At 73.1% G+C, this 22,091-nt stretch carries 17 protein-coding genes; 9 read left to right on the top strand and 8 right to left on the bottom strand.

The window, feature by feature from the left end:
- Positions 1 to 16: 16 nt before the first annotated feature.
- Positions 17 to 496 carry an SRPBCC family protein gene (locus ACOBQB_RS14265; protein ID WP_423591962.1) on the bottom strand — a complete coding sequence of 160 codons (480 nt, stop codon included), beginning with the start codon at positions 494 to 496 and terminating at the stop codon, positions 17 to 19.
- 65 nt (positions 497 to 561) lie between these two features.
- A complete protein-coding gene (locus tag ACOBQB_RS14260) occupies positions 562 to 1,428 on the bottom strand; it encodes a DeoR/GlpR family DNA-binding transcription regulator (protein ID WP_423591960.1) in 867 nt (288 codons plus the stop codon).
- 211 nt (positions 1,429 to 1,639) lie between these two features.
- Between ACOBQB_RS14260 and ACOBQB_RS14255 the strand changes: the two genes are divergently transcribed.
- Positions 1,640 to 3,979, top strand: a complete 2,340-nt coding sequence (locus ACOBQB_RS14255) for a hypothetical protein (RefSeq protein ID WP_423591959.1) — start codon at positions 1,640 to 1,642, stop codon at positions 3,977 to 3,979.
- On the opposite strand, the gene ACOBQB_RS14250 is transcribed toward ACOBQB_RS14255, so the two are convergent.
- The 3 genes from ACOBQB_RS14250 to ACOBQB_RS14240 all read right to left on the bottom strand — a co-directional run bounded on the left by ACOBQB_RS14250 (position 3,939) and on the right by ACOBQB_RS14240 (position 7,809).
- Positions 3,939 to 6,344 (bottom strand): right-handed parallel beta-helix repeat-containing protein, encoded by a 2,406-nt coding sequence (locus tag ACOBQB_RS14250; protein WP_423591958.1) that lies wholly within the window; start codon positions 6,342 to 6,344, stop codon positions 3,939 to 3,941. The two genes, ACOBQB_RS14255 and ACOBQB_RS14250, sit on opposite strands and share 41 nt — an antisense overlap.
- Before the next feature lie 173 nt (positions 6,345 to 6,517).
- Positions 6,518 to 7,123 carry a hypothetical protein gene (locus tag ACOBQB_RS14245; protein ID WP_423591956.1) on the bottom strand — a complete coding sequence of 202 codons (606 nt, stop codon included), beginning with the start codon at positions 7,121 to 7,123 and terminating at the stop codon, positions 6,518 to 6,520.
- Positions 7,124 to 7,383: 260 nt separating this feature from the next.
- On the bottom strand, positions 7,384 to 7,809 hold the full coding sequence (locus ACOBQB_RS14240) for a DUF6643 family protein (RefSeq protein ID WP_423591954.1): 426 nt from the start codon (positions 7,807 to 7,809) through the stop codon (positions 7,384 to 7,386).
- A gap of 295 nt (positions 7,810 to 8,104) precedes the next feature.
- Between ACOBQB_RS14240 and ACOBQB_RS14235 the strand changes: the two genes are divergently transcribed.
- Positions 8,105 to 9,391 carry a TerD family protein gene (locus ACOBQB_RS14235; RefSeq protein ID WP_423591953.1) on the top strand — a complete coding sequence of 429 codons (1,287 nt, stop codon included), beginning with the start codon at positions 8,105 to 8,107 and terminating at the stop codon, positions 9,389 to 9,391.
- A 10-nt stretch (positions 9,392 to 9,401) separates the two neighbouring features.
- On the opposite strand, the gene ACOBQB_RS14230 is transcribed toward ACOBQB_RS14235, so the two are convergent.
- Positions 9,402 to 10,598 carry a glycosyltransferase gene (locus ACOBQB_RS14230; RefSeq protein WP_423591952.1) on the bottom strand — a complete coding sequence of 399 codons (1,197 nt, stop codon included), beginning with the start codon at positions 10,596 to 10,598 and terminating at the stop codon, positions 9,402 to 9,404.
- A gap of 58 nt (positions 10,599 to 10,656) precedes the next feature.
- Between ACOBQB_RS14230 and ACOBQB_RS14225 the strand changes: the two genes are divergently transcribed.
- Both ACOBQB_RS14225 and ACOBQB_RS14220 read left to right on the top strand, forming a co-directional pair.
- Complete coding sequence (locus ACOBQB_RS14225) at positions 10,657 to 11,448, top strand: glutamate racemase (RefSeq protein ID WP_423591951.1); 792 nt, start codon at positions 10,657 to 10,659, stop codon at positions 11,446 to 11,448.
- A gap of 93 nt (positions 11,449 to 11,541) precedes the next feature.
- A complete protein-coding gene (locus ACOBQB_RS14220) occupies positions 11,542 to 12,138 on the top strand; it encodes a hypothetical protein (RefSeq protein ID WP_423591949.1) in 597 nt (198 codons plus the stop codon).
- A gap of 31 nt (positions 12,139 to 12,169) precedes the next feature.
- Here the strand turns inward: ACOBQB_RS14220 and ACOBQB_RS14215 are convergent, their stop codons facing one another.
- Positions 12,170 to 13,237 (bottom strand): O-antigen ligase family protein, encoded by a 1,068-nt coding sequence (locus ACOBQB_RS14215; RefSeq protein WP_423591947.1) that lies wholly within the window; start codon positions 13,235 to 13,237, stop codon positions 12,170 to 12,172.
- A 196-nt stretch (positions 13,238 to 13,433) separates the two neighbouring features.
- Here ACOBQB_RS14215 and lnt point away from each other — a divergent pair, with 196 nt between their 5' ends.
- The 5 genes from lnt to ACOBQB_RS14190 all read left to right on the top strand — a co-directional run bounded on the left by lnt (position 13,434) and on the right by ACOBQB_RS14190 (position 20,271).
- On the top strand, positions 13,434 to 15,113 hold the full coding sequence (gene lnt, locus ACOBQB_RS14210) for an apolipoprotein N-acyltransferase (protein ID WP_423591945.1): 1,680 nt from the start codon (positions 13,434 to 13,436) through the stop codon (positions 15,111 to 15,113).
- Between the two features lie 48 nt (positions 15,114 to 15,161).
- Positions 15,162 to 15,641 carry an NUDIX hydrolase gene (locus ACOBQB_RS14205; protein ID WP_423591943.1) on the top strand — a complete coding sequence of 160 codons (480 nt, stop codon included), beginning with the start codon at positions 15,162 to 15,164 and terminating at the stop codon, positions 15,639 to 15,641.
- 54 nt (positions 15,642 to 15,695) lie between these two features.
- Positions 15,696 to 16,898 carry a methyltransferase gene (locus tag ACOBQB_RS14200; RefSeq protein ID WP_423591941.1) on the top strand — a complete coding sequence of 401 codons (1,203 nt, stop codon included), beginning with the start codon at positions 15,696 to 15,698 and terminating at the stop codon, positions 16,896 to 16,898.
- A gap of 309 nt (positions 16,899 to 17,207) precedes the next feature.
- Positions 17,208 to 19,580 (top strand): phosphoketolase family protein, encoded by a 2,373-nt coding sequence (locus ACOBQB_RS14195; RefSeq protein WP_423591939.1) that lies wholly within the window; start codon positions 17,208 to 17,210, stop codon positions 19,578 to 19,580.
- The gene (locus tag ACOBQB_RS14190; RefSeq protein WP_423591938.1) at positions 19,564 to 20,271 is read left to right on the top strand and encodes an alpha-ketoglutarate-dependent dioxygenase AlkB family protein; all 708 of its coding nucleotides are present in this window, start codon (positions 19,564 to 19,566) and stop codon (positions 20,269 to 20,271) included. The genes ACOBQB_RS14195 and ACOBQB_RS14190 overlap by 17 nt, the downstream gene beginning before the upstream one ends.
- 324 nt (positions 20,272 to 20,595) lie before the next feature.
- Here the strand turns inward: ACOBQB_RS14190 and ACOBQB_RS14185 are convergent, their stop codons facing one another.
- The gene (locus ACOBQB_RS14185; RefSeq protein ID WP_423591936.1) at positions 20,596 to 21,957 is read right to left on the bottom strand and encodes a S41 family peptidase; all 1,362 of its coding nucleotides are present in this window, start codon (positions 21,955 to 21,957) and stop codon (positions 20,596 to 20,598) included.
- Between the last annotated feature and the right edge of the window lie 134 nt (positions 21,958 to 22,091).

The raw sequence follows: 22,091 nt of genomic DNA, 5'->3' as shown, positions 1-22,091 counted from the left end.
CCGTCCCGGCGGCCCGCTACTCCTTGGCCGCCGTGAGCCGCCGGTCCAGTGCCGTGACCGCGTCGCGGAAGGCCCGGCCCAGGCCCGCGCGGCTCAGCCTCAGCACCAGGCGGAAGGGCGGCGTGCCGTCCGCGGCGAACGTCCACTGCACGCGGGTGCCGGTGCCCGCCGGAGTGAGCCGCCACTCCTCCACGATGGCGCGCGGTCCCGGCGCGTTCGTGACGTCGACGCGGTAGGCGTACCGCACCGGTTCATCGGCCGCGAGGATCGTCTCCCGAAAGCGCGTACCGCCCTTGAGCCGGACCTCGCGGCCCTTGCCGCCGTCGGTCGGTCGGCACTGCGTGACCGCGGTGAACCACGCGGGCCAGCCGGCCAGATCGTCGGCGAGAGCGCGGTAGACCGCTTCGGGCGGGGCGCTCACCTCGCGCGCGAAGACATGACGCGGCGCGGCGGTCTCGATGAAGTCGAGCCCCACAGGACTCAGTCGGCGTGCCATCGAACTCTGCCCCCCAGCGGAGTCAAGACAGTTGACCGGGCACCGACACCATAGCTGGCGGCCTGTCAGATGTCTGTGGCATCCGCACGGCCGTCCGCAGAGCCGTCGCCGCTCTCCCGCCCGTCCTCACCCGCCACCACGAGCCGGCGCAGATGCTCGGAGATCTCCGCGCGCGCCTCCGCGGGCAGCCCCGCGTCCGTCACCAGCGTGTCGACCTGTGAGAGCGTCGCGAACGAGCTCAGGCCCACCGTGCCCCACTTGGTGTGGTCGGCGACGACGACCACACGGCGTGCCGACCGCACCAGGCGCCGGTTCGTCTCCGCCTCCGCCAGGTTCGGCGTCGACAGACCGGCCTCGGGCGATATGCCGTGCACCCCGAGGAAGAGCACGTCGAAGTGGAGCGAGGCGACCGCCTGGTCCGCGACCGGCCCGACCAGCGAGTCCGACGGCGTGCGCACCCCACCGGTCAGCACGACCGTGGCCGCGCCCTGCCGCTGCCCGGAGGTGCGCTGCGCGGAGTGGAAGACGTCCGCCACCCGCACGGAGTTGGTCACCACCGTCAGATCCGGCACCTCCAGGAGATGGTGCGCCAGCGCGTACGTCGTCGTGCCACCGGACAGCGCGATCGCCGACCCCGGCACCACCAGGGACGCCGCGGTGCGCGCGATGTCCTCCTTGGCCGTCGGCTCCAGACCCGACTTCGCCTCGAACCCCGGCTCGTGCGTACTCGCCTCGACGACCGGCACCGCACCGCCGTGGACCTTCTCCAGGACTCCCTGGCGGGCCAGCGCGTCGAGATCGCGACGGACGGTCATGTCGGACACGCCCAGTTTCCGGGTGAGTTCGTTGACGCGGACCCCACCCCGGCGGCGTACCTCGTCGAGAATCAGGGCGCGGCGCTGCTCGGCGAGAAGATTCTGATTCTCACTCACGCCCGGCCCGGCCCTTCTGCCTCGTCACACCCGTCGCGCCCGACCGGCGCACAGCCTCATCCTCGCATGCACCACGGACAGCCGTGCGGCCACCCGCGCGCGGGTACACACGCCCCAGAAGGGGGAGATTACGTAACGAGGGGTGCGCGGCGGGCCGCGGCCCGAGATCCTTGTTTCCCCACCACGCGACATCTCGGGGGCAGCGAAAACAGTGGAGCGTGCGACGCAGGACGAGACCGCCCTGGAACTCCTGGTCCATGGAGTCGGGGGCACCACACCGCAACAGATGCTCGGCGATCCGCGGACCGTGCGGATCTCCGGCGACGACACGGCGGCCGTCTTCCGCCGCACCGAGGACGCCGACGCGGAGCGGCGCCCCGACGACTACCGCGGCAAACCGGTCCCCGAGGCGTACGTCTGGTGCAACCTCACCTCCGGCAACGGCTCCCGCGCCCTGTGGCTCCTGCTGCTGCCCTTCATGGTCGTCAACCTCGCCCACTGGATGCGCCCCACCTCCCGCCACCGCCGACGCCTCGTCCGCACGTACGGCCTCCTGGTACGGCTGACCGGGCTCACCCTCACCCTCCTGCTCGTCGCCGCCGCCTGCGAGGTCGCGCTCGACCTCACCGCCTGGCAGTGCGCGGGCACCCCCGCGTGCGCGGCCGACCGCGACTGGCTCAACTTCCTCGCCGCCGACGGAGCGGGCCACGGCGGCTGGTGGTCGCAGCCCGGCCGCCGCCTCGCCCTCGCCGCGCTCCTGCCCGGCGCCCTCACCGGGCTGCTCTGGTACCTCTCCCACCGCACCTGGAGCGCGTACGAGTCCCAGCAGCCGCTGCCCCACCAGCCCGACCCGGAGGAGGAGACGAGCCGCACCGCGCTCGGCAGGCCCGGCTTCTGGTACGGCCGCCGCCTCGTCGCCCGGCTGCGCGCCGCCCACACCGCCGCGGGCCTGCTCACCGTCGCCGCCGCGGTCGGCGCGTCCGCCGCGCGGCACGACCGGCGCCCCGGGGGCCCCGCCCTCCTCGACGTCCTCGGCTGGAGCCTGCACGCCGCGCTCCTCGCGGGCGGGGCGGTCATCGCGTGGGTGGTGTGCCGCAGGGGACGCAGCGAGAACAAGCTCGACCGCAGGCTGGACCGCGCCCTCGTGCGCAGGCTCCCGCTGGCCGCGCTCGCCGTGCTCGCCCTGACCCTGCTGTACGCGGGCTGGTCACGCCCCGGCTGGCGCTCCGAGGGCCGGCTGCCGGGTGACGCGACCTTCGGCGGCATCGCACTCGTCCAAGGCCTGCTGGTCGTCGCCCTCGCGGTGGTCGCGCACTGCCTGTACCGCACCTCACCCGACGCCCGCACCGCCATCCGCGGCCTCGGCGGCCCCGCCACCGCCATGCTCTCCTGCGCCCTGGGCGGAGTGATGTCCGGCGGCGGCGCGCAGCGGGTCGCCGACTGGCTGGACGGCACCCACGGCTCCATCCCCGGACCGCCCGTCCTGCTCACCTGGCAGGCGTCCGCGATCCCGCCGCTCCTGGTCGTCGTCGCCGTGCTGTGCGCCTGGTTCGGCGTACGCACGCTCCAGCGCAAGCGCCGCGAGATGAAGAAGGTGGCGGCCGACTACGCCGACGAACCCCAGGACACCACCCGCACCCGCCGCATCGCCGGGACACGCGCGCGTGCCGCGCTCACCGACCGCGCGCCCTTCCTCGTCGGCATCATCTCCGCCGTCACCCTGCTGCTCGGTGCGGGCGCCCTCGCCGGCGCGTGGCTGACGGAGAAGGTCCCGGCCAAGGCCGCGCAAGGCACACCCGACGTCGTGGAGGGCGCCGCCGAGACATCCCAGGCGCTCGGCTCCTGGCTCATCGGCTTCGGCTTCATACTGTTCGTCACCTGGGGCCGTCGCGCCTACAAGGACGCCTCGGCCCGGCGCACCATCGGCATCCTCTGGGACGTCGGCACATTCTGGCCGCGCGCCGCCCACCCCTTCGCCCCACCCTGCTACGCCGAGCGTGCCGTCCCCGACCTCACCTGGCGCATGGCCGCCTGGACCCGCGCCACCAGCGCCACGGGCGGCCGCCTCGTCATCTCCGGGCACTCCCAGGGCAGTGTCCTCGCGGCGGCGGCCGCCTGGCAGCTGCGCCCCTCGGTCCGCAGGCGCGTCGCCCTGCTCACCTACGGCTCGCCCCTGGAGCGCCTCTACGCCCGCTGGTTCCCCGCCCACTTCGGCCCGGCCGCCCTGACCTCCCTGCACCGCGAGGTCGACTGCTGGCGCAACCTGCACCGGCCCACCGACCCGATCGGCGGCCCCATCGGCCTGCGCGGCGACTGCGGCCCGCAGGTGGACCGCGCCGCACTCAAGGACCCCGTCGCCTACGGCCGTACGGAGGACCATCCGCTCCCGGCACCGATCCTCGGCCACAGCGACTACCAGTCCGACCCGGCGTTCGCCGAGGAGCGCGCACGGCTTCTGGCGCGCCTCAAGGCGGCCGTGCCCTCCCCGCGCCCCTCGGAGACGGAAGCGGTCACACCAGCTCCGGCAGATCCTCCGGATACAGCAGGGTGAGGTCGTCCGTGCTCGGCTCGGGGAGCTGGGCGACCCGGCCCGCGTGCCGCTCCACCATCGCCTCGAAGGCCTGCCGCGCGGTGCGGCCGTTGCCGAAGGCGGGCCCCTTCGGGAGCGCCGTGAAGTACTTCAGGAGCGCCTCACCCGTGCCCGCGCCCAGGCGGTACTCGTGCTCCTCGGCCTGCTGCTCCACGATCCGCAGCAACTCCTCGGGCACGTAATCGCTGAAGGTGATCGTCCGCGAGAAACGGGACGCCACACCGGGGTTGACGGAAAGGAAGCGCTGCATCTCCGCGGTGTAACCCGCGACGATCACCACGACGGCCTCGCGGTGGTCCTCCATCAGCTTCACGAGCGTGTCGATGGCCTCCCGGCCGAAGTCGCGCCCGGAGTCCTCGGGGGAGAGGGCGTACGCCTCGTCGATGAACAGCACACCGCCACGCGCCCGGTCGAAGGCCTCCTGGGTGCGGATCGCCGTCGAGCCGATGTGCTCGCCGACCAGGTCGACGCGCGAGACCTCGACGAGGTGGCCGCTCTCCAGGACGCCGAGCGAGGCGAGGATCTCGCCGTAGAGCCGCGCGACGGTCGTCTTGCCCGTGCCCGGCGAGCCGGTGAAGACCAGGTGGCGGCGGACGGACGCGGCCTTGAGCCCGGCGAGCCGCCTGCGGCGGCCCACCTCGATCATGTCGGTGAGCGCGCGCACCTCGCGCTTGACGCTGTCCAGGCCGACCAGGGCGTCGAGTTCGCCGAGGACCTCCTTGGAGGCGCGGGCCGCCTTCTCCGGCGGCGCCGACTGCGGAGCCTGTTGAGCGGGGACCGAGCCGAGCAGCCCGGCGGTCTGCGTGGCCGTCTGCACGGCGGGCACCTCCTGCGGCGCCGCCGGGGTGCGCAGGCCGCCGCCGCTCTCGTCGCTCGCGCAGTCCTCGACGAGCGGGCCCTCCTCGGAGAACTCGAAGCCGCCGCGCGCGCACCGCTCCGTGCGGCACTTCTTCAGCGTCGTACGGCAGCCGTCGATGACGTGGAAGCCGTAGCCGCCGCTGCCGCTGACCCGGCAGCCCTGGAAGCTGCCGCGGCCGCCCGCGGAGACGTAGAAGCCCGCTTCGGCGGGCGAGGTGACCGTGCAGCGCCCGATGGTGGGGTCGGCGCCCTTGGTGACGATCACGCCCGTCTGGACGGCGTCGATACTGCAGTTGGCGAGGGTGCCGCCGCTGCCGTGGTCGCGGAACCAGGCGCCCGTGGCGGCCTCGCGGATGCGGCAGTCGTCGAGCTGCGCGGTCGCGCCGTCGCTCACCGACACCGCCGTGTTGCGCACCTGGGAGAGGTCGCTGTCGACGACGTCGGCGCGCGAGCCGCGGTCCAGGACGAACAGCGCGTCCGGCACGTCGCGCACCCGGCACGACTCCAGGACGGCCGTCGCGCCGTCGCTGACCCAGACCGCCGGATAGTCGCCCGTACTGTCGTGGATCTCGCACTGGTTGGCGTCCACGCGCGTGCCGGGGTCCCACACCGACAGGCCGTTGCGCCCGAACCGGCAGACCGTGGAGCGGGTCAGCGTCAGCACGGAGCGCGAGCGCAGGTCGATCGCGTTCTCCGGGATGTCGTGGATGCGGCAGTCGGCCAGCGTCAGCACGGCGTCCGTGTCGAGCGTGACGCCGTCGGAGGTGGTCCGGTGCACGTCGCAGTCGGTCAGATGGGCGGAGGCCCGCCCGGTGACCTGGACGCCCGTGCCCTTGATCTCGTAGATCTCGCAGCCGATGGCCTCCAGACCGGTGTGCTCGCCGGTCACCGAGAGCCCGGCGCCCGAGGCGTGATGCACCCGGCAGCGCTCCAGGCGGGGGTGCGCGCCGCCGCGCACCGCGACACCGGACTGGCCCGCCGCGACGATCTCGCACTCCTCGAAGACGCCACCGCCGCCGTCGAGCACCGCGATGCCGACGCCGCCCGGATTGTCCACGGTGCAGCGGCGGACCGTCGGGCGCGCGCCGCCGCGCACCTCTATGCCGGCCGCGGAGCGGGTCACGACCCGGATGTCGGTCAGCTCGGGGGCGCCGTCCTCGACGAGCAGCGCGGGCGCGGAGGAGTCCTGGCCCTCGACGTGCACGTCCTGGACGATCGCGGAGGCGCGCACCGTCAGGGGCACCCCTTCGGACGGCGCGATGCGCACGGAACCCGCCGAGCCGTCGGGCCCGCGCAGGGTCACCGCGCGCTGGACGACGAGGTTCTCGCGGTAGGTGCCGGCGGCGACGGTGAGTATGTCGCCGTCGCTCGCGGCCTCCAAGGCGGCGGCGAGCGATGCGTACTCGCCGGTGCGGCGCCGCCACCGCGACGTGCCGGTGTGCGTCACCTGGACCGTGCCCTGTGCCATGGAGTTGCTCTGCCCCCACCTCGTCGTACGCGGGTCTTGCGCCGGTCTGCCGCGATGTGCCGCATCGCCGCGCAAGGAGCCGAAGAGTTCGGCCGGTCCACCGTAGCGCGCGCGAGCAGGGGCAGTTGACCCGATCGGCGGGCTCCGGCCGCGCGGCCCGGTCCCGGGGCCGGTCAGGAGCCGGTGCCGGTCCTGCCCCAGTCGGGGCCCGCCTTGGCCCATGCCCGGTCCAGGCGGGCGTATCGCCCTTGGACGATGCGCCAGAGGACGAGCCTGCGCGTGCCCTCGATGAGGGCGACGCTCGCCGCGGCGGCGCCGAATCCGGCGAGGGCGGCGTGGGTGGTCGCGGTCGCGGTGTCCAGCGGACGGCCGACGACCCGGCCGCGCTCGTCGGTCCACAGCCGGAAGTGGTCACCGGCACGCGGGGCGTTGAGCCGGGCGACGACGACTCCGGAGCGGTCGGCGCCATCCGGACCCGTCCAGCGGGCGAGGACGCGGCTGTGGGCGTCGCGTGCCGACGCGGTTTCGGGGTCGGGGTCGAGCGGGGGAGAGGAGACCTTCCGCACGACCGTGCCGACGGTCGCGTGGCGGGCCTCGCGCTGCTCGCGCACGGAGGTGAGCAGGGCGTCGCGCGTCAGGCCGGTGGTGACCGTGCCGATGACGGGGGCGGCGACGGCGAACAGCACCAGGGCGGCGAGGGCCAGCCAGGCCTCCACGAGGTCGGTCCCGCGGCGCAGCGGATTGCGCCGCCACCGCCAGAGCCCGGCGATCGCCCGCACAGCCCCGCACCTCCTTCCGCGTCCGCCCCGACCAGGAACGGCACGTGTCCACGAAGCTCAACGTCCGTGCTCCGTCGATGAGTTCCCCAACCGGAGGCGGGTCATTCGAGGGTCGTGGAGGCATCACCGGCGCGGATGAGCCCGGTGGATCCGGCCACCGGATTCTGCCCGAAACCGAGCTGATCCGGCGCACACGAATGCCGCCGCCGGGCAGAAGCCCGGCGGCGGCAGGCGCCATGCGCGGAGGGCGGTGTCGTCGATCAGTACCCGCGGTAGGGGCGGTTGTACGGATCCTCGTACGGCGCGGGGGCCGGGCGGGGAGACGCCGGACTCATCGCCTCGTATCCCGTACCGGCCGCGGGGCGTTGGGGCTGGGCGCCGGGGTACCCGCGCGGGCCGGCGGCCTGCTGCGGGATGTACGGCGCGGGGGCCTGTTGCAGCGGGGCGGGCTGCGGGGCCTGGGCGTAGCCGTACCCGGGGTTGTGGTGGGAAGGGGCGGCCGGCAGGGCGGGGAGCGCGGCCGGGAGGGCGGGCAGGTGGCTGCCCGTGTCGTACGCGGACGGAACCCGGATCGGGGCGATCTGAGGAGTGCCCCGCTCTGCGACGAGGGAGTCGTAGATCGGAGTGTCCGTGAAGGACGGCGCGGAGTAGTAACCGCCGCCATAGGTGGAGCGGGGGGAGGTCATGCTCCATAAGTTAAGCCCTTGATGTGCTGGTTGGGGAGACCGATAAGAGGGTTGTTTTACGTGTCGGCAGTGGTGACATGTACTCAATTCGAGCGAACTTGGGAAAATCGGTCGCCAGGCGGTGTAGGGATCGTGTAAGAGCCGTGCTCCTGGCGGGTTACCCGCGGTCGGCCGGGGAGCGACTGGGGAGGCCCGCGGGGCGCGGTCATGGGCCTCCCGGTGATCCGGGTAATAGGTTGGCCGCGAACGGAATCGGCGGCCCTGCCGGACGCGGCGACTTGCGATGGGGGCGGACATGACCATGCCTAAAGGATCGAATGTTCCCGTACCGGCACCCGCGGTGCGGGTGGAACTGGGGTGGGGCGCGGGCGCCGGAGTGCCCGACGCGGACGCGTCCGCACTGTTGCTGACCTCGTCAGGAAAGGTGCGCTCGGACGCCGACTTCGTCTTCTACAACCAGCCGGCGCACTCCTCCGGAGCGGTGCGGTACGAGGGCAAGCAGCGCTCCGACGGCGGCGTGCGCGATGTGCTCACCGTCGACCTCGCGCGCGTGGAGCCCGCGATCGAGACCGTGGTACTCGCCGCCTCGGCCGACGGCGGCACCTTCGGACAGGTCCCCGGCCTGTACGTCCGCGTGCTCGACGCGGTGAGCGGTGCCGAACTGGCGCGCTACGACAGCACGGACGCGACGGTGGAGACGGCCTTCGTCCTCGGCGAGCTGTACCGGCGCCAGGGCGCGTGGAAGTTCCGCGCCGTCGGCCAGGGCTACGGCAGCGGTCTCGAAGGACTCGCCACGGACTACGGCATCACGGTGGACGAGCCGCAACGATCCGTGCCCCCGGCGGTCCCCACGGCGGTCACCCCTGCGTCCCCGCCAGCCGCAGCCGTCACACCCGCCCCCGCCGCCCCGGCCCCTCCCGTGCCCCCGCCGCCCGCAGAGCCCGTGCGCCTCACCAAAGTCACCCTGACGAAGGACGCCCCCTCCGTCTCGCTGACGAAACAGGGCGGCACCTCGGGTGCGCTGCGCGTGAACCTCAACTGGGAGGTGCGCAAGCAGTTCAAGGGATGGGGCGCGAAGCTCAGCAGAGCCGTCGCCCTGCACGCCGACCTCGACCTGGACCTGTGCGCGCTCTACGAACTCGCCGACGGCCGGAAGGGAGTCGTCCAAGCCCTCGGCAACGCCTTCGGAGCGCTGCACCAGCCTCCGTACATGCTGCTCGACGGCGACGACCGCACCGGCGCCGTGGCCAGTGGCGAGAACCTCACCGTCAACCTCGACCACATCAAGGACTTCCGCCGCATCGTCATCTTCGTGACCATCTACGAAGGCGCCCGCAGCTTCGCCGACCTCAACGCCACCGTCACCCTCCAGCCGCAGCACGGCGCCCCGGTCGACTTCTCGCTCGACGAGTGCACCGTCCCCTCCACGGTGTGCGCGCTGGCCCTGCTCACCAATAACGGCGGCGACCTCGTCGTCCAGCGCGAGGCCCGCTACCTCGTGCCGGACCGAGGGGTGAGCCCGCAGCGCACCATCGACCACGCCTACGGCTGGGGCATGAACTGGACGCCCGGCCGGAAGTGACTCCAGCCGGTCAGCGCTGCTCCGGTGCCGCTTCCGCCGTGGCGTCCGGACGGGCGTACGTACGCCCCTTCCACGCGGAGCCCCGCCCCCTGTAGTGCTGCACCGCCGAGTCCACCGTCATCAGGAGGTACAGGAACGCCGTGCCGGGCAGCAGCGGGGCGAGCCACAGGGGCTGCCGGTAGTAGCGGAGCATCGGCAGGTAGGTCGCGGTCATCAGCAGCCAGGCGAGGCCCCCCATCGTCGCCGCCGGTGCGTCGCCCGTGGTGAGACCCGCGACCAGGGTGGCCGGGGGAGCGAGGTACACCAGCGCGAGCCCGGCGACCGTGCCGGCGAGCAGCAGCGGATGGTGCCGCAGCTGGGCGTACGCGCTGCGCGAGACCATCCGCCACAGGTCCGCGAGACGGGGGTAGGGGCGCACACTGTCGACGCGCTCGGCGAGACCCAGCCAGATGTGGCCGCCGGAGCGGCGGACCGCCCGCGCGAGCGCCACGTCGTCGATCACCGCGTGCCGGATGGCGTCGGGAATCCGCGCCCGCTCGGCGGCGTCGGCGCGCAGCAGGACGCAGCCGCCCGCCGCTGCCGCCGTCCGTGCCCCCTTCCGGCCGATCCGGCGGAAGGGGTAGAGCTGGGCGAAGAAGTAGACGAACGCCGGGACCACCAGACGCTCCCACACGCTGCGCACCCGCAGCCGCGCCATCTGCGAGACCAGGTCGAAGCCGCCCGCGTCCGCGGCGGCCACCAGCTCGCGCAGGCTCTCGGGCCCGTGGGCGATGTCCGCGTCGGTCAGGAGCAGATACTCGGGGTCTCGCGCGCGGGCGAGACCGATGCCGTGGCGCACCGCCCAGAGCTTGCCGGTCCACCCCGGGGGCGGCTCACCGGGGGAGCCGACGGTCAGCGGCAGGCCGCCGTGCCGCTCGGCCAGCGCGCGGGCCAGCTCGCCCGTGCCGTCCGTACTGCCGTCGTCGACGAGGAAGACCTCCGCCCGCCCCGGATAGTCCTGCGCCAGCAGCGACGGCAGGCTCTCGGGCAGCATCGCGGCCTCGTCCCTGGCGGGCACGACGACACACACCGCCGGCCAGCGCGTCCAGTGCGCCGGGTCCCGGCGCGGCGGCAGACGTACGTCCGTACGCCAGAAGAACCCCTGACCCAACAGCAGCCACAGCCACGCGGCAAGCGATCCGGCGGCGATCCACGCAACGGCGCTCATCCGCCGAAGTCTGCCCCACGGGACGGAGCCTGTGGGGCCCATCGACTATGGTGACCGGGTGAAGATCGCGCTCATGGACTCCGGTATCGGACTGCTCGCCGCGGCGGCCGTGGTACGTCGCCTGCGGCCCGACGCCGATCTCGTGCTCTCCTCCGACCCGGACGGCATGCCGTGGGGACCGCGGACCACCGAAGACCTCACCGCCCGCGCCCTCGCCGTCGCCGAGGCCGCCGCCGCGCACCGCCCGGACGCGCTGATCGTGGCCTGCAACACCGCCTCCGTGCACGCGCTGCCCACGATCAGGGCCCGCCTGGAGCCCGGCATCCCGGTCATCGGGACCGTGCCGGCCATCAAACCCGCCGCCGCGGGCGGCGGACCCGTCGCCATCTGGGCCACCCCCGCCACCACGGGCAGCCCCTACCAGCGGGGCCTGATCGAGCAGTTCGCGAGCGACGTCGACGTCACCGAGGTGCCCTGCCCCGGCCTCGCCGACGCCGTGCAGTACGCGGACGAGAAGGCCATCGACGAGACGATCGCCGCCGCCGCTGCGCTCACCCCGCCCGATGTAAGGACCGTCGTCCTGGGCTGCACCCATTACGAGCTGGTCGCGGAGCGTATCCGCGCCGCCGTGCAGCAGCCGCAGCTCCCACCGCTCGTGCTGCACGGCTCGGCCGGCGCGGTCGCCGCCCAGGCGCTGCGCAGGATCGGCGCGCGCCCCGGCTCCGACGCCGACGACGGCGCGGCGCCCGGACTCACCGTGTTGCTCAGCGGGCGCGAGGAGCAGCTGCCGCGGGAGGCCCTCACGTACGCCGAGGGGCGCCTGCTCGCGGCGGTCAGCCCCGTGCTCTGAGCCCTCCGGAGTCCCGGAGCCCACGGAGCCACGCAGCCCGTCACGGTCCGCGACGCGGTGCCTTGGCGGCGGAACGTGAGTAATCTCGATGGCATGAAGGACCCAGTCCGCAAGGGCCCAGTCCACCAGGACCCAGTCCACGAGGAGCATGGCGAACACGGCGCGAGTGCCGTGCCCGACGCCCCGCCCGAAGTCTGGACCGGCCGCGCGACCAACCGCGTCCAGTGGCTGCTGGCCTGTGCCGGTGCGGCCTGCCTGGCCCTCGGCATCGAACTCGCGGTCGGCTCGATGTGGACCTCGGGCTTCGCGCCGCTGCTCATGTCCGTCGTGGGATGCATCGCCGTCGGACTCCTGATGCTCTTCGGGACCCTGGCCTTCGTCCATGTGGCCGTGAGGGTCGACAAGGATTTCCTGGAGGTCCGCTGCGGCCATCTGGGGCTGCCGCGCCGGCACATCCCGCTCTCCCATGTTGTCGGCGCGGACTTCGCCCCGAGCGTCACACCGCGGCAGTGGGGCGGCTGGGGCTACCGCTGGCGGCCCGAGAAGGGCACGGCCGTCGTGGTCCGGCGCGGTGAGGGCCTGGTGCTCAGCCTGGGCGACGGCCACAAGTTCACGGTGACCGTGGACAACGCCGAATCCGCGGTACGCGCCATCAGGGCCCGGCTGAATGTCAGGGAGAAGTCGGTCTGACCACCCCGACCGAACCGCTGGCTCCATCGGCTCAGCCGGAGTCACCGGAGCCACTGGAGTCACTGGAGTCACCGGAGCCGTCGTGCAGAGGACGCGCCGTCGCGATGCCCGCGAGGAGGCCGGCCGCGGCCGTCACCGACGTCACGCTGAGCGCGTTGCCCACCGTCGCCACGGCCGTCAGCGCCGTCAGGGCCGCGCCCGCCGACAGGACGACCTGGGTGGAGCGCGGCGAGCGCCACAGGACGTAGAGCAGCCAGCCGAACACCGCCGCCAGCAGCGCCACCCCGACCAGGCCCTGCTCGCAGGCCTGTTGCAACGGCGCCGAATGCGGCTTGCCGTCCGCCAGGAGGTTCCGGGCGACCGCCGGGCTGACCTCACCGAAGCGCCCCGGCCCCACGCCGAGGACGGGTTCCCGCTCCGCGAGGCCAAGAGCGTCCCGCCACAGCTGCACGCGTTGCCGACCGAGCCGGCCCTCCAGCGAAGCCGACAGGCCGTCCGGCAGGATGTTCTCGGCCACCGCCCAGGACAGCCCCGTCAGCAGCGCCGTCGCGGCCGCGAGACCGGCGAGGCCGAGCGCCCTGCGCCGTACGTGGGCCGCCGCGAGCGAGCAGAGCAGCACCAGGGCGCACCCGGCGAAGGCCGCGGGCGAGCCCAGCGCCACCGCGGTACCGGCGACCCCCGCGGCCAGCACCCGCAGGGCGACGCGTGCCGCCGGGGTCCGGGCCGCCCACGCCGCGCAGCAGGCCGCACCCGCCGAGAGGATCAGCAGCCCGGCGGTCGAGCCCGCGTGACCGAGGGGCGAGGCGGGGCCGAGCGTCAGACGGGGCGCAGCCACCGCCAGGCCGAGCCCCGCGATCGCCCCCGCGCAAGGGGCGGCGACCGGGAGCAGCGCTCCGCAGATGCGCCCGCCCGCGTACCCGGCGGCCACGGCCAGGACCGCGAGGAGCACTCCCTCGGGACTGCCGCCGCGCACCGCGGCGGTGATCAGCGCCCAGGCGGCACACGCGCCGAGCAGGGCCACGCCCAAGGCGTCGGACGCGTCCCGCCGCTCACACTCGCCCGCCGGACCGGCCGTCGCGGCCGCACCCGCTGCCCCCACCCCGCCGCCCCCCGATGTATGCGGGCCCGGACGGTGTCGGCCGGCCCACAGTGGCGTGAGCCCGGCCCGCGCCCGGGGCCCGGCCACACGCTAACGGCAGGACCGCGTCATGGGGACCAGTTGCGCAGGAACGGTACGGCGGGGGCACCTCCGACCGCGCTGTCGGCGCCCCGACGGTGCGCCGTACACTCCCCGAGTGACCGCCACCACCACCCCCGTAGACGAGCCGGAACAGCTCGATCCGCAGCCCGCGCGGGCCTCCCGCGCCGACCGCGTCCTGCGGCGGCTCGGGCCCGCCGCCGCGGCGGCCCTCTCCGGAGTGCTGCTCTACGTCAGTTTCCCGCCCCGCACCCTGTGGTGGCTCGCGCTCCCGGCCTTCGCCGTCCTCGCCTGGACCCTGCACGGCCGCGGCTGGAAGACGGGCCTCGGCCTCGGCTACCTCTTCGGCCTCGGCTTCCTGCTGCCGCTGCTGGTGTGGACCGGCGTCGAGGTGGGCCCCGGCCCCTGGCTGGCGCTCGCCGCCGTCGAGGCCGTCTTCGTGGCCCTGGTGGGCGCGGGCGTCGCGGCGGTCTCACGCCTGCCCGGCTACCCGCTCTGGGCGGCCGCCCTGTGGATCGCGGGAGAGGCGGCACGCGCGCGCGTGCCCTTCAGCGGATTCCCGTGGGGCAAGATCGCCTTCGGCCAGGCGGACGGCGTCTTCCTGCCGCTCGCCGCGCTCGGCGGCACCCCCGTGCTGGGGTTCGCGGTCGTCCTGTGCGGCTTCGGGCTGTACGAGGCCGTGCGCCAGGGCCGTGACGTACGTGCCACCGGGGTCCTGCGGCGCGGGGCGGCGGCCGTGGCCGGGCTCAGCGTGCTCGTCCCGCTCCTCGGTGCCTTCGCCGCGCGGCCGCTGGTCAGCGACGAGGCGGAGGACGGCACCGCGACGGTCGCCGCGATCCAGGGCAACGTCCCGCGCGCGGGGCTCGGCTTCAACGCCCAGCGGCGCGCCGTCCTCGACCACCATGTGCGCGAGACCGAGCGGCTGGCCGCCGAGGTGAAGGCCGGCAAGATCAAGCGCCCGGACCTCGTGCTGTGGCCGGAGAACTCCTCCGACATCGATCCCTTCACCAACCCCGACGCGCGCCAGGAGATCGAGGACGCCGTCAACGCCATAGGGGTGCCGGTCTCGGTGGGCGGTGTCGTCGAGGGCAAGGACGGCAAGCTCTACAACGAGCAGATCCTGTGGGATCCGCAGAAGGGCCCCACCGACACCTACGACAAGCGGCAGATCCAGCCCTTCGGCGAGTACATCCCGCTGCGCGGCCTCATCAGTGTCTTCAGCAGCGACGTCGACATGGTCCGCCAGGACTTCAGCCGCGGCTCCGAGCCCGGTGTCTTCACCATGGCGGGCACCGAGGTGGGGCTCGCCACGTGCTACGAGGCGGCCTTCGACTGGGCCGTACGCGACACGGTGACCAACGGCGCCCAGATCATCTCCGTACCCAGCAACAACGCCACGTTCGACCGTAGCGAGATGACGTACCAGCAGCTCGCGATGTCCCGTGTCCGCGCGGTCGAGCACAGCCGCGCGGTCGCGGTCCCGGTGACCAGCGGCGTCAGCGCGGTGATCATGCCGGACGGCACGGTCAAGGCGAAGACGAAGTGGTTCACCGCCGACTCGCTCGTCGAAGAGGTGCCGCTGCGTTCGTCGCGGACCCCGGCCACCCGCCTCGGCGTACTGCCCGAGGGCCTCCTCGTGCTGATCGCCCTCGGCGGACTCGGCTGGGCCGCCGTGCCGTCGGCGCGGGCCCGGCGGGGCGCGGGGACGGGCGCGAGGGCGGGGACAGGCGCGGGGGCGTCGACGGGTGCGGGTGCGGGTACGGCTGCGGGGGAGTAACCCCCGCTCCTGTCAAGGACGGTGACGGGACGCCGTTAGGGTCGGACCATGGCCACTCCTGAATTCATCCGCACCTTGCGGGCCGACGCCGGTCAGCAGCTGCTCTGGCTCCCCGGGATCACCGCCATCGTCTTCGACGACGAGGGCAGAGTGCTGCTCGGGCGGCGGTCCGACAACGGCAGGTGGTCGGTGATCGGCGGTATCCCCGACCCGGGGGAGCAGCCCGCCGAGTGCGCGGTGCGCGAGGTGTACGAGGAGACGGCGGTGCGCTGCGTCCCCGAGCGCGTGGTCCTGGTGCAGGCACTCGACCCGGTCACCTACCCCAACGGCGACACCTGCCAGTACATGGACATCACCCTGCGCTGTCGTGCCGTCGGCGGCGAGGCGCGCGTCAACGACGACGAGTCGCTGGAGGTGGCGTGGTTCGACGTGGACGCACTGCCCGACCTGCACGAGTTCTCGCTCTCCCGCATCAAGCACGCCCTGGTCGACGGCCCCACCTGGTTCGAGCCGCCCGCCGAGCGGTGAGGCCCGCGGGCTGACCCCCGCGCCCGGCCGGCCCTCCGTTAGCCTGAGGGCACGATGAACCGTTTGAGCACGTCATGGGGCGCGTACGACCTCACCCGCTTCCCGGAGGACCCCCGCGACCAGCTGCGCGCCTGGTCGGCGGCCGACGCCTATCTGCTGCGGCACCTCGCGGGCGAGGAGGGCGATGAAGGGCAGGGCGCGGCGGCCGTCGATCTGAGCGGCACCGTCGCCGTCGTCGGTGACCGGTGGGGAGCGCTGACCACCGTGCTCGCGGGGCACGCGCGCGTGCTGGTGCAGATCACCGACTCCTTCCTCGCCCAGCAGGCCACCCGCGCCAACCTCGCGCGGGCCGGGCACGCGCCGGACACCGCGCGGCTCCTGACGACGAGGGACACGCCGCCCGCCCGTATCGACGTACTCCTGGTGCGCGTACCGAAGAGTCTGGCGCTTCTGGAGGACCAGCTCCACCGGCTGGCGCCCGCCCTGCACGAGGGCACCGTCGTCGTCGGCAACGGCATGGTCACCGAGATCCACACCTCCACGCTGGAACTCTTCGAGCGGTTCGTCGGACCGACCAGGACCTCTCTGGCGCGGCAGAAGGCGCGGCTCATCTTCAGCACCCCCGATCCTTCGCGCGTCCCCGATCCTTCGCGCACCACGGCTCCCGGCCCGTGGCCTCGTACGTATGTGCTGCCCGCCGACTCCGGGGCCGGTGCGGGCCTGACCGTCGTCAACCACGCCGGCATCTTCTGTGCCGACCGGCTCGACATCGGCACCCGTTTCTTCCTCAAGCACCTGCCGCGCGCCCGCGGCGGCGCGCACGTCGTGGACCTCGGGTGCGGCAACGGCGTGCTCGGCACCGCCGCGTCCGTCGCGGACCCGGACGCCACGGTCACCTTCATCGACGAGTCGTTCCAGGCCGTCGCCTCCGCCGAGGCCACCTTCCGCGCCAACGCCGCCGAGGGCGCCAAGGCGCACTTCGTGGCCGGTGACGCCCTGGCCGCCGTGCCGCCGGGGACGGTGGACCTCGTCCTGAACAACCCGCCCTTCCACAGCCACCAGGCCACCACCGGCGCGACCGCGTGGCGGATGTTCAGCGGCGCGCGCGCCGCGCTGCGGCCCGGCGGCGAACTGTGGGTCATCGGCAACCGCCACCTCGCCTACCACGTGAAGCTCCGCAAGCTCTTCGGCAACGCGCAGGTCGTCGCGAGCGACCCGAAGTTCGTCGTGCTGCGGGCGGTCAAGGGCCACCGCTGAGCCCACTCCCGGGTCCCGGCCCGGGGCCGAACGGGCCGCCCTGCACTCGCGGCGACGGCCGGGCGGTGGCAGCGTCGAGGGAGAAACGCCGGGCCGGTCGGTCGCCGCGACCGACCCGGCACCGCGACGACCGAGCCGGCACGTGGCGACTGGCCCGGCATGCGACGACCGACACGCGACGACTCATACCGCACGCCACGACTGACCCGCACCGCGACGACTGACCCGGCGCTTGTGTGGAACCCGCGCTTCAGCCACGTACTGCTCCGTGGTCCCGCCGCACGCACCCGACCCTCGCGAGGAGACCTCATGGCGCCCATGGCGAAGGAGGACCTGGCGGCACTCGACGCCCACTGGCGTGCCGCCAACTACCTGGCCGTCGGCCAGATCTACCTGATGAGCAACCCGCTGCTGAGCGAGCCGCTGCGACCCGAGCACATCAAGCCGCGCCTCCTCGGCCACTGGGGCACCTCACCCGGCCTCAACCTCGTCCACACGCACCTCAACCGCGTCATCAAGGAGCGGGACCTGGACGCGCTGTGCGTGTGGGGACCCGGCCACGGCGGCCCGGCGGTCCTCGCCAACTCCTGGCTGGAGGGCAGCTACACCCAGACGTACCCGGCCGTGACGCGGGACGCGGAGGGCATGGCGCGGCTGTTCCGCCAGTTCTCGTTCCCCGGCGGCGTCCCCAGCCACGTAGCGCCCGAGACGCCCGGCTCGATCCACGAGGGCGGCGAACTGGGCTACTCCCTCGCCCACGCCTACGGAGCCGCCTTCGACAACCCGGACCTCGTCGTGGCCTGCGTGATCGGGGACGGCGAGGCGGAGACCGGGCCGCTGGCCGGCTCGTGGCACTCCAACAAGTACCTCGACCCCGTGCACGACGGCGCCGTCCTGCCGATCCTCCACCTCAACGGCTACAAGATCGCCAACCCGACGCTGCTCGCCCGGCTCCCCGACGCCGAACTGGACGCCCTGCTCAAGGGCTACGGCCACGATCCGCTGTACGTCACCGGGGACGACCCGTTCCAGGTCCACCAGGCCATGGCCGACACCCTGGACCAGGCCCTCGACCGCATCGCCGCCATCCAGCGCGCCGCCCGCGGCGGCGGCGCTCACCACCGTGCGCGCTGGCCCGTCGTCGTCCTGCGCACGCCCAAGGGCTGGACGGGGCCGCGGGCTGTGGACGGGGAGCCGGTCGAGAACACCTGGCGCTCCCACCAGGTGCCGCTCTCCGGAGTACGCGAGAACCCGGACCACCTGCGGCAGTTGGAGCAGTGGCTGCGCTCCTACCGCCCCGAGGAACTCTTCGACGCGGAGGGCGCCCCCACCGCCGACGTCCTGACCTGCGTACCCGAGGGCGAGCGCAGGCTCGGCGCCACGCGACACGCCAACGGCGGCCTGCTCAGCCGGGCGCTGCCCCTGCCGCCGCTGGAGGACTTCGCCGTCCCCGTCGAGGGGCCCGGCACCAGCGTGCACGAGCCGACCCGGGTCACGGGCGCCCTGCTCGCCCGCGTCATGGCCGACACCGCGCGGCGGCGCGACTTCCGTGTCGTGGGCCCGGACGAGACCGAGTCCAACCGCCTCGGCGCGCTCTTCGGCGCCACCGGCAAGGCCTGGCAGGAGCGGACCCTCGACACCGACGAACACCTGGCCCGCGACGGCCGCGTCATGGAGGTCCTCTCCGAACACCTCTGCCAGGGCTGGCTGGAGGGCTACACCCTCACCGGCCGGCACGGCCTCTTCTCCTGTTACGAAGCGTTCGTCCACATCGTCGACTCGATGGTCAACCAGCACATCAAGTGGCTGAAGACCTCGCGCTCCCTGCCGTGGCGCGCGCCCGTGCCGTCCCTCAACTACCTCCTCACCTCACACGTGTGGCGCCAGGACCACAACGGTTTCTCACACCAGGACCCCGGCTTCGTGGACCACGTGCTCAACAAGAGCCCCGACGTCGTACGCGTCTATCTGCCGCCGGACGCCAACACCCTCCTGTCGGTGACCGAACACGTCCTCGGCAGCCGCGACTACGTCAACGTGGTCGTCGCCGGGAAGCAGCCCTGCTTCGACTGGCTCACCCTCGACGAGGCCCGCGCCCACTGCGCGCGCGGCGCCGGCGTGTGGGAGTGGGCGGGCACGGACGACGGCACGCGCGAACCCGACGTGGTCCTGGCCTGCGCGGGCGACGTCCCCACGCAGGAGGTCCTCGCCGCGGCGGGCCTGCTGCGCGAATTCCTGCCCGAGCTTGCCGTCCGCGTCGTCAACGTCGTCGACATCGCCCGCCTCATGCCCCGTGCGGAACACCCGCACGGCATGCCCGACTCCGAGTTCGACGCGCTCTTCACCCGGGACCGGCCGGTGATCTTCGCCTACCACGGCTATCCGTGGCTGATCCACCGCCTCGCGTACCGCCGCACCGGGCACGACAACCTGCATGTACGCGGCTACAAGGAGGCGGGCACGACGACCACGCCCTTCGACATGGTCGTCCGCAACGACCTCGACCGCTACCGCCTCGTCATGGACGTCATCGACCGTGTCCCGGGCCTGGGCGTGCGCGCCACGGCCGTGCGGCAGGCGATGACCGACGCCCGCACCCGCCACCACGCGTGGATCCGCGAGCACGGCACCGACCTGCCCGAGGTCGCCGACTGGACATGGCCCGATGCCGCCGGACGGTGAGTGGTTCTCCGCCGACTCGTTCTCCGCCGAGCTGTTCTCCCCCGAGCTGTTCCCGCGGGCCCGTACGGAGCTCGCCCCCGGCGCCGTGCATGTGCCGGACTGGCTGCCGCCGCGGGAGCAGCTGCGGCTCGTCGAGGCGTGCCGGGAATGGGCGAGGCCGCCGGCCGGGCTGCGGCTGGTCAGGACGCCGGGCGGCGGGACCATGACCGCGCGGCAGTTCTGTCTCGGCTGGCACTGGTACCCCTACGGGTATGCGCGCACCGTCGTCGACGGGGACGGCGCGCCGGTCAAGGCGATGCCGCCGTGGCTCGCCGCGCTGGGCGGTGCGGCGGCCGAAGCGGCGGGGCACGCCGCCGAAGACACGTATGACATCGCGCTCGTCAACTTCTACGACGCCGACGCCCGCATGGGCATGCACCGCGACAGCGACGAGAAGTCGTCCGCCCCGGTGGTGTCGCTGAGCCTCGGCGACACGTGTGTGTTCCGTTTCGGCAACACGCGGACGCGTACGAAGCCGTATACGGACGTCGAGTTGCGCAGCGGCGACCTGGTCGTCTTCGGCGGCCCGTCACGCCTGGCCCACCACGGCGTGCCCCGGATCCTCCCCGGCACGGCCCCGCCGGAGCTGGGCCTGACGGGACGGCTGAACGTGACCCTGCGCGTGAGCGGTCTGGCGGATGACGGCGTGTGAGGGGGCGGTGGCGCGCGGAAGACCGCGGTGAAGCGGTGTGGCCCACCCGCTCGCTGCCGTGACGAGGTAGAGACACGCCACGCCCGCGACGACGCAGAGCGCGACCAGGACGATCAGTGCGCAGCCCAGCGCTCCTGCCGTCCCGGCAATCGCCGTCCCGGCAATCGCCGTCCAGGCAATCGCCGTCCAGGCGAACCGGGTTGCTTTTTCGGCCCGTTGGACTATGTCGCGGTACTCGCTGTCGTGGTACTTGCGGTCGCGGTATTCGTTGTCTTCGTACCAGCCGCGATCGGTCATGGCCACCCCCGGGCGAACCCTATAGCTCTAGTCCCGGAGCACCGCGACCGCCTTGTCGAAGGCCGAGTCGCGGTGCTTCTCGAACTCCTCCTCGGTGAAGACCGGCGTACGCAGGTGCGGCGGGATCCCGGTGCCGTCGAAGGTTCGGCCCGAGCGGGTCAGGAACTCCTCGTTCGGGAGCCAGACCGCCATGTCGTTGGGGAGGCGCCGGTCCAGGACGTCCGAGAAGACGCCCTGCGTGGGCTCCCCGATGCGGACCGTCCTGCCCGGCCGTTCCATGAGGGCCTGGGTGAAGGTCTCGCCCGCGCTGACCGTCGAACCACCCGTCAGGACGGCGACCGGACCGGTGTAGCGGGGGGTGTCCTTGGCGGGCCGCACGACGACGGGCTGCGGGCGGGTGTACTGGGTGCGCTTGCGGTAGGCGAGGTACGGGGTGTCGGTGAGGCGCTCGGCGATGTGCAGGCCGAGGGCGTCGGAGCCACCGCCGTTGATCCGCAGGTCGATGATCAGTCCCTTGAGGGAGGCCGTGCGCTCAGGGGTGAGAACGGTGTCCAGGGCCTTGTCGAGCTCGGCGAGCTGAGCGGCGTACGAGGAGTCCTCGGTGTTGTAGGCGGCGAATCCGGAGACGCGCAGATAGCCCTGCCTGCCGGGCAGATCCGCGTAGCTGATCCGGCCGTTGGCGAATTCCCGCGGCTTCTCGCCCTTGAGGTCGCGCCGCACGATGTGGTTCTTCACCTTGGTGTCCAGCTCCGCGCCGGGCACGGTCGTCCCCGGGCGGACCTGGTAGAACCTGCGCTCGCCGTCGAAGACGGTGACATGTGCGTCGTACAGCGGCTCGACCATCTCGCTGAAGACGGCGAAGAGTTCGGCCCTTGTCGTGTCGGCGTGCACCTTGGGCCGGTACGTGTCCCGTACGGAGTGCCAGTCGATGCCCTTGGCGGCGAAGAAGGGGTAGTTCTCCTCGAAGGACTGCCAGAAGACGTCGAACGCCGTCACGGGATCCGTGGGCATCGGGCGGTCGCGGCGGCAGGTTTCGGGAAGCTCCGCGATGCGCCTCAGCTTCCGGTCGCCCGCTGATCCGGACACATGCAGGGCGCCTTTCGGCCGGACGGTGAGGATCGTCGCGTCGGCGGTGCGGTACTCGCCCGGTGCCGTCTGCTGCGCGGAGTCGCCCTTCAGACAGCTGATCTGCGTCGTCTGGTACTCCTGTAGGCGTCCGTCCTCGATCGACAGGACGGTGCCGTAGCCCTCCACGCGCCAGAAGCCGTCGACGGAGGCAGGCTGTCGAGTCGCTTGAGTCGCTTGAGTCGCTGAGGCGGGTGCGATCGCGCCTCCGGCGAGGGCCAGTGCCACGGCTGCCGTCGCGGCCTTGGAACTCCTGTGTCGCACGGTCTTCGTCTCCCTGTTCCCTGTACGCGCCTTGCGTCAGAGAACCGACGATCCCCGATCGGTCCGCCCCGGGGCCATCCGGCGAGCCGGTTGATCAACTGGGGGGATTTCCCCATGCCCCGGCCCCCCATCCG

It is taken from the genome of Streptomyces sp. G5(2025) (genome assembly GCF_049542075.1).
Lineage (GTDB): Bacteria > Actinomycetota > Actinomycetes > Streptomycetales > Streptomycetaceae > Streptomyces.
This window is presented reverse-complemented; position numbering and strand designations above follow the sequence as displayed.

Coding starts and splice junctions, on each gene's coding strand:
- ACOBQB_RS14265 (WP_423591962.1), bottom strand. CDS start 496: ATGGCACGCCGACTGAGTCCTGTGGGGCTCGACTTCATCGAGACCGCC.
- ACOBQB_RS14250 (WP_423591958.1), bottom strand. CDS start 6,344: ATGGCACAGGGCACGGTCCAGGTGACGCACACCGGCACGTCGCGGTGG.
- ACOBQB_RS14240 (WP_423591954.1), bottom strand. CDS start 7,809: ATGACCTCCCCCCGCTCCACCTATGGCGGCGGTTACTACTCCGCGCCG.
- ACOBQB_RS14235 (WP_423591953.1), top strand. CDS start 8,105: ATGACCATGCCTAAAGGATCGAATGTTCCCGTACCGGCACCCGCGGTG.
- ACOBQB_RS14230 (WP_423591952.1), bottom strand. CDS start 10,598: ATGAGCGCCGTTGCGTGGATCGCCGCCGGATCGCTTGCCGCGTGGCTG.
- ACOBQB_RS14220 (WP_423591949.1), top strand. CDS start 11,542: ATGAAGGACCCAGTCCGCAAGGGCCCAGTCCACCAGGACCCAGTCCAC.
- ACOBQB_RS14205 (WP_423591943.1), top strand. CDS start 15,162: ATGGCCACTCCTGAATTCATCCGCACCTTGCGGGCCGACGCCGGTCAG.
- ACOBQB_RS14200 (WP_423591941.1), top strand. CDS start 15,696: ATGAACCGTTTGAGCACGTCATGGGGCGCGTACGACCTCACCCGCTTC.
- ACOBQB_RS14195 (WP_423591939.1), top strand. CDS start 17,208: ATGGCGCCCATGGCGAAGGAGGACCTGGCGGCACTCGACGCCCACTGG.
- ACOBQB_RS14190 (WP_423591938.1), top strand. CDS start 19,564: ATGCCGCCGGACGGTGAGTGGTTCTCCGCCGACTCGTTCTCCGCCGAG.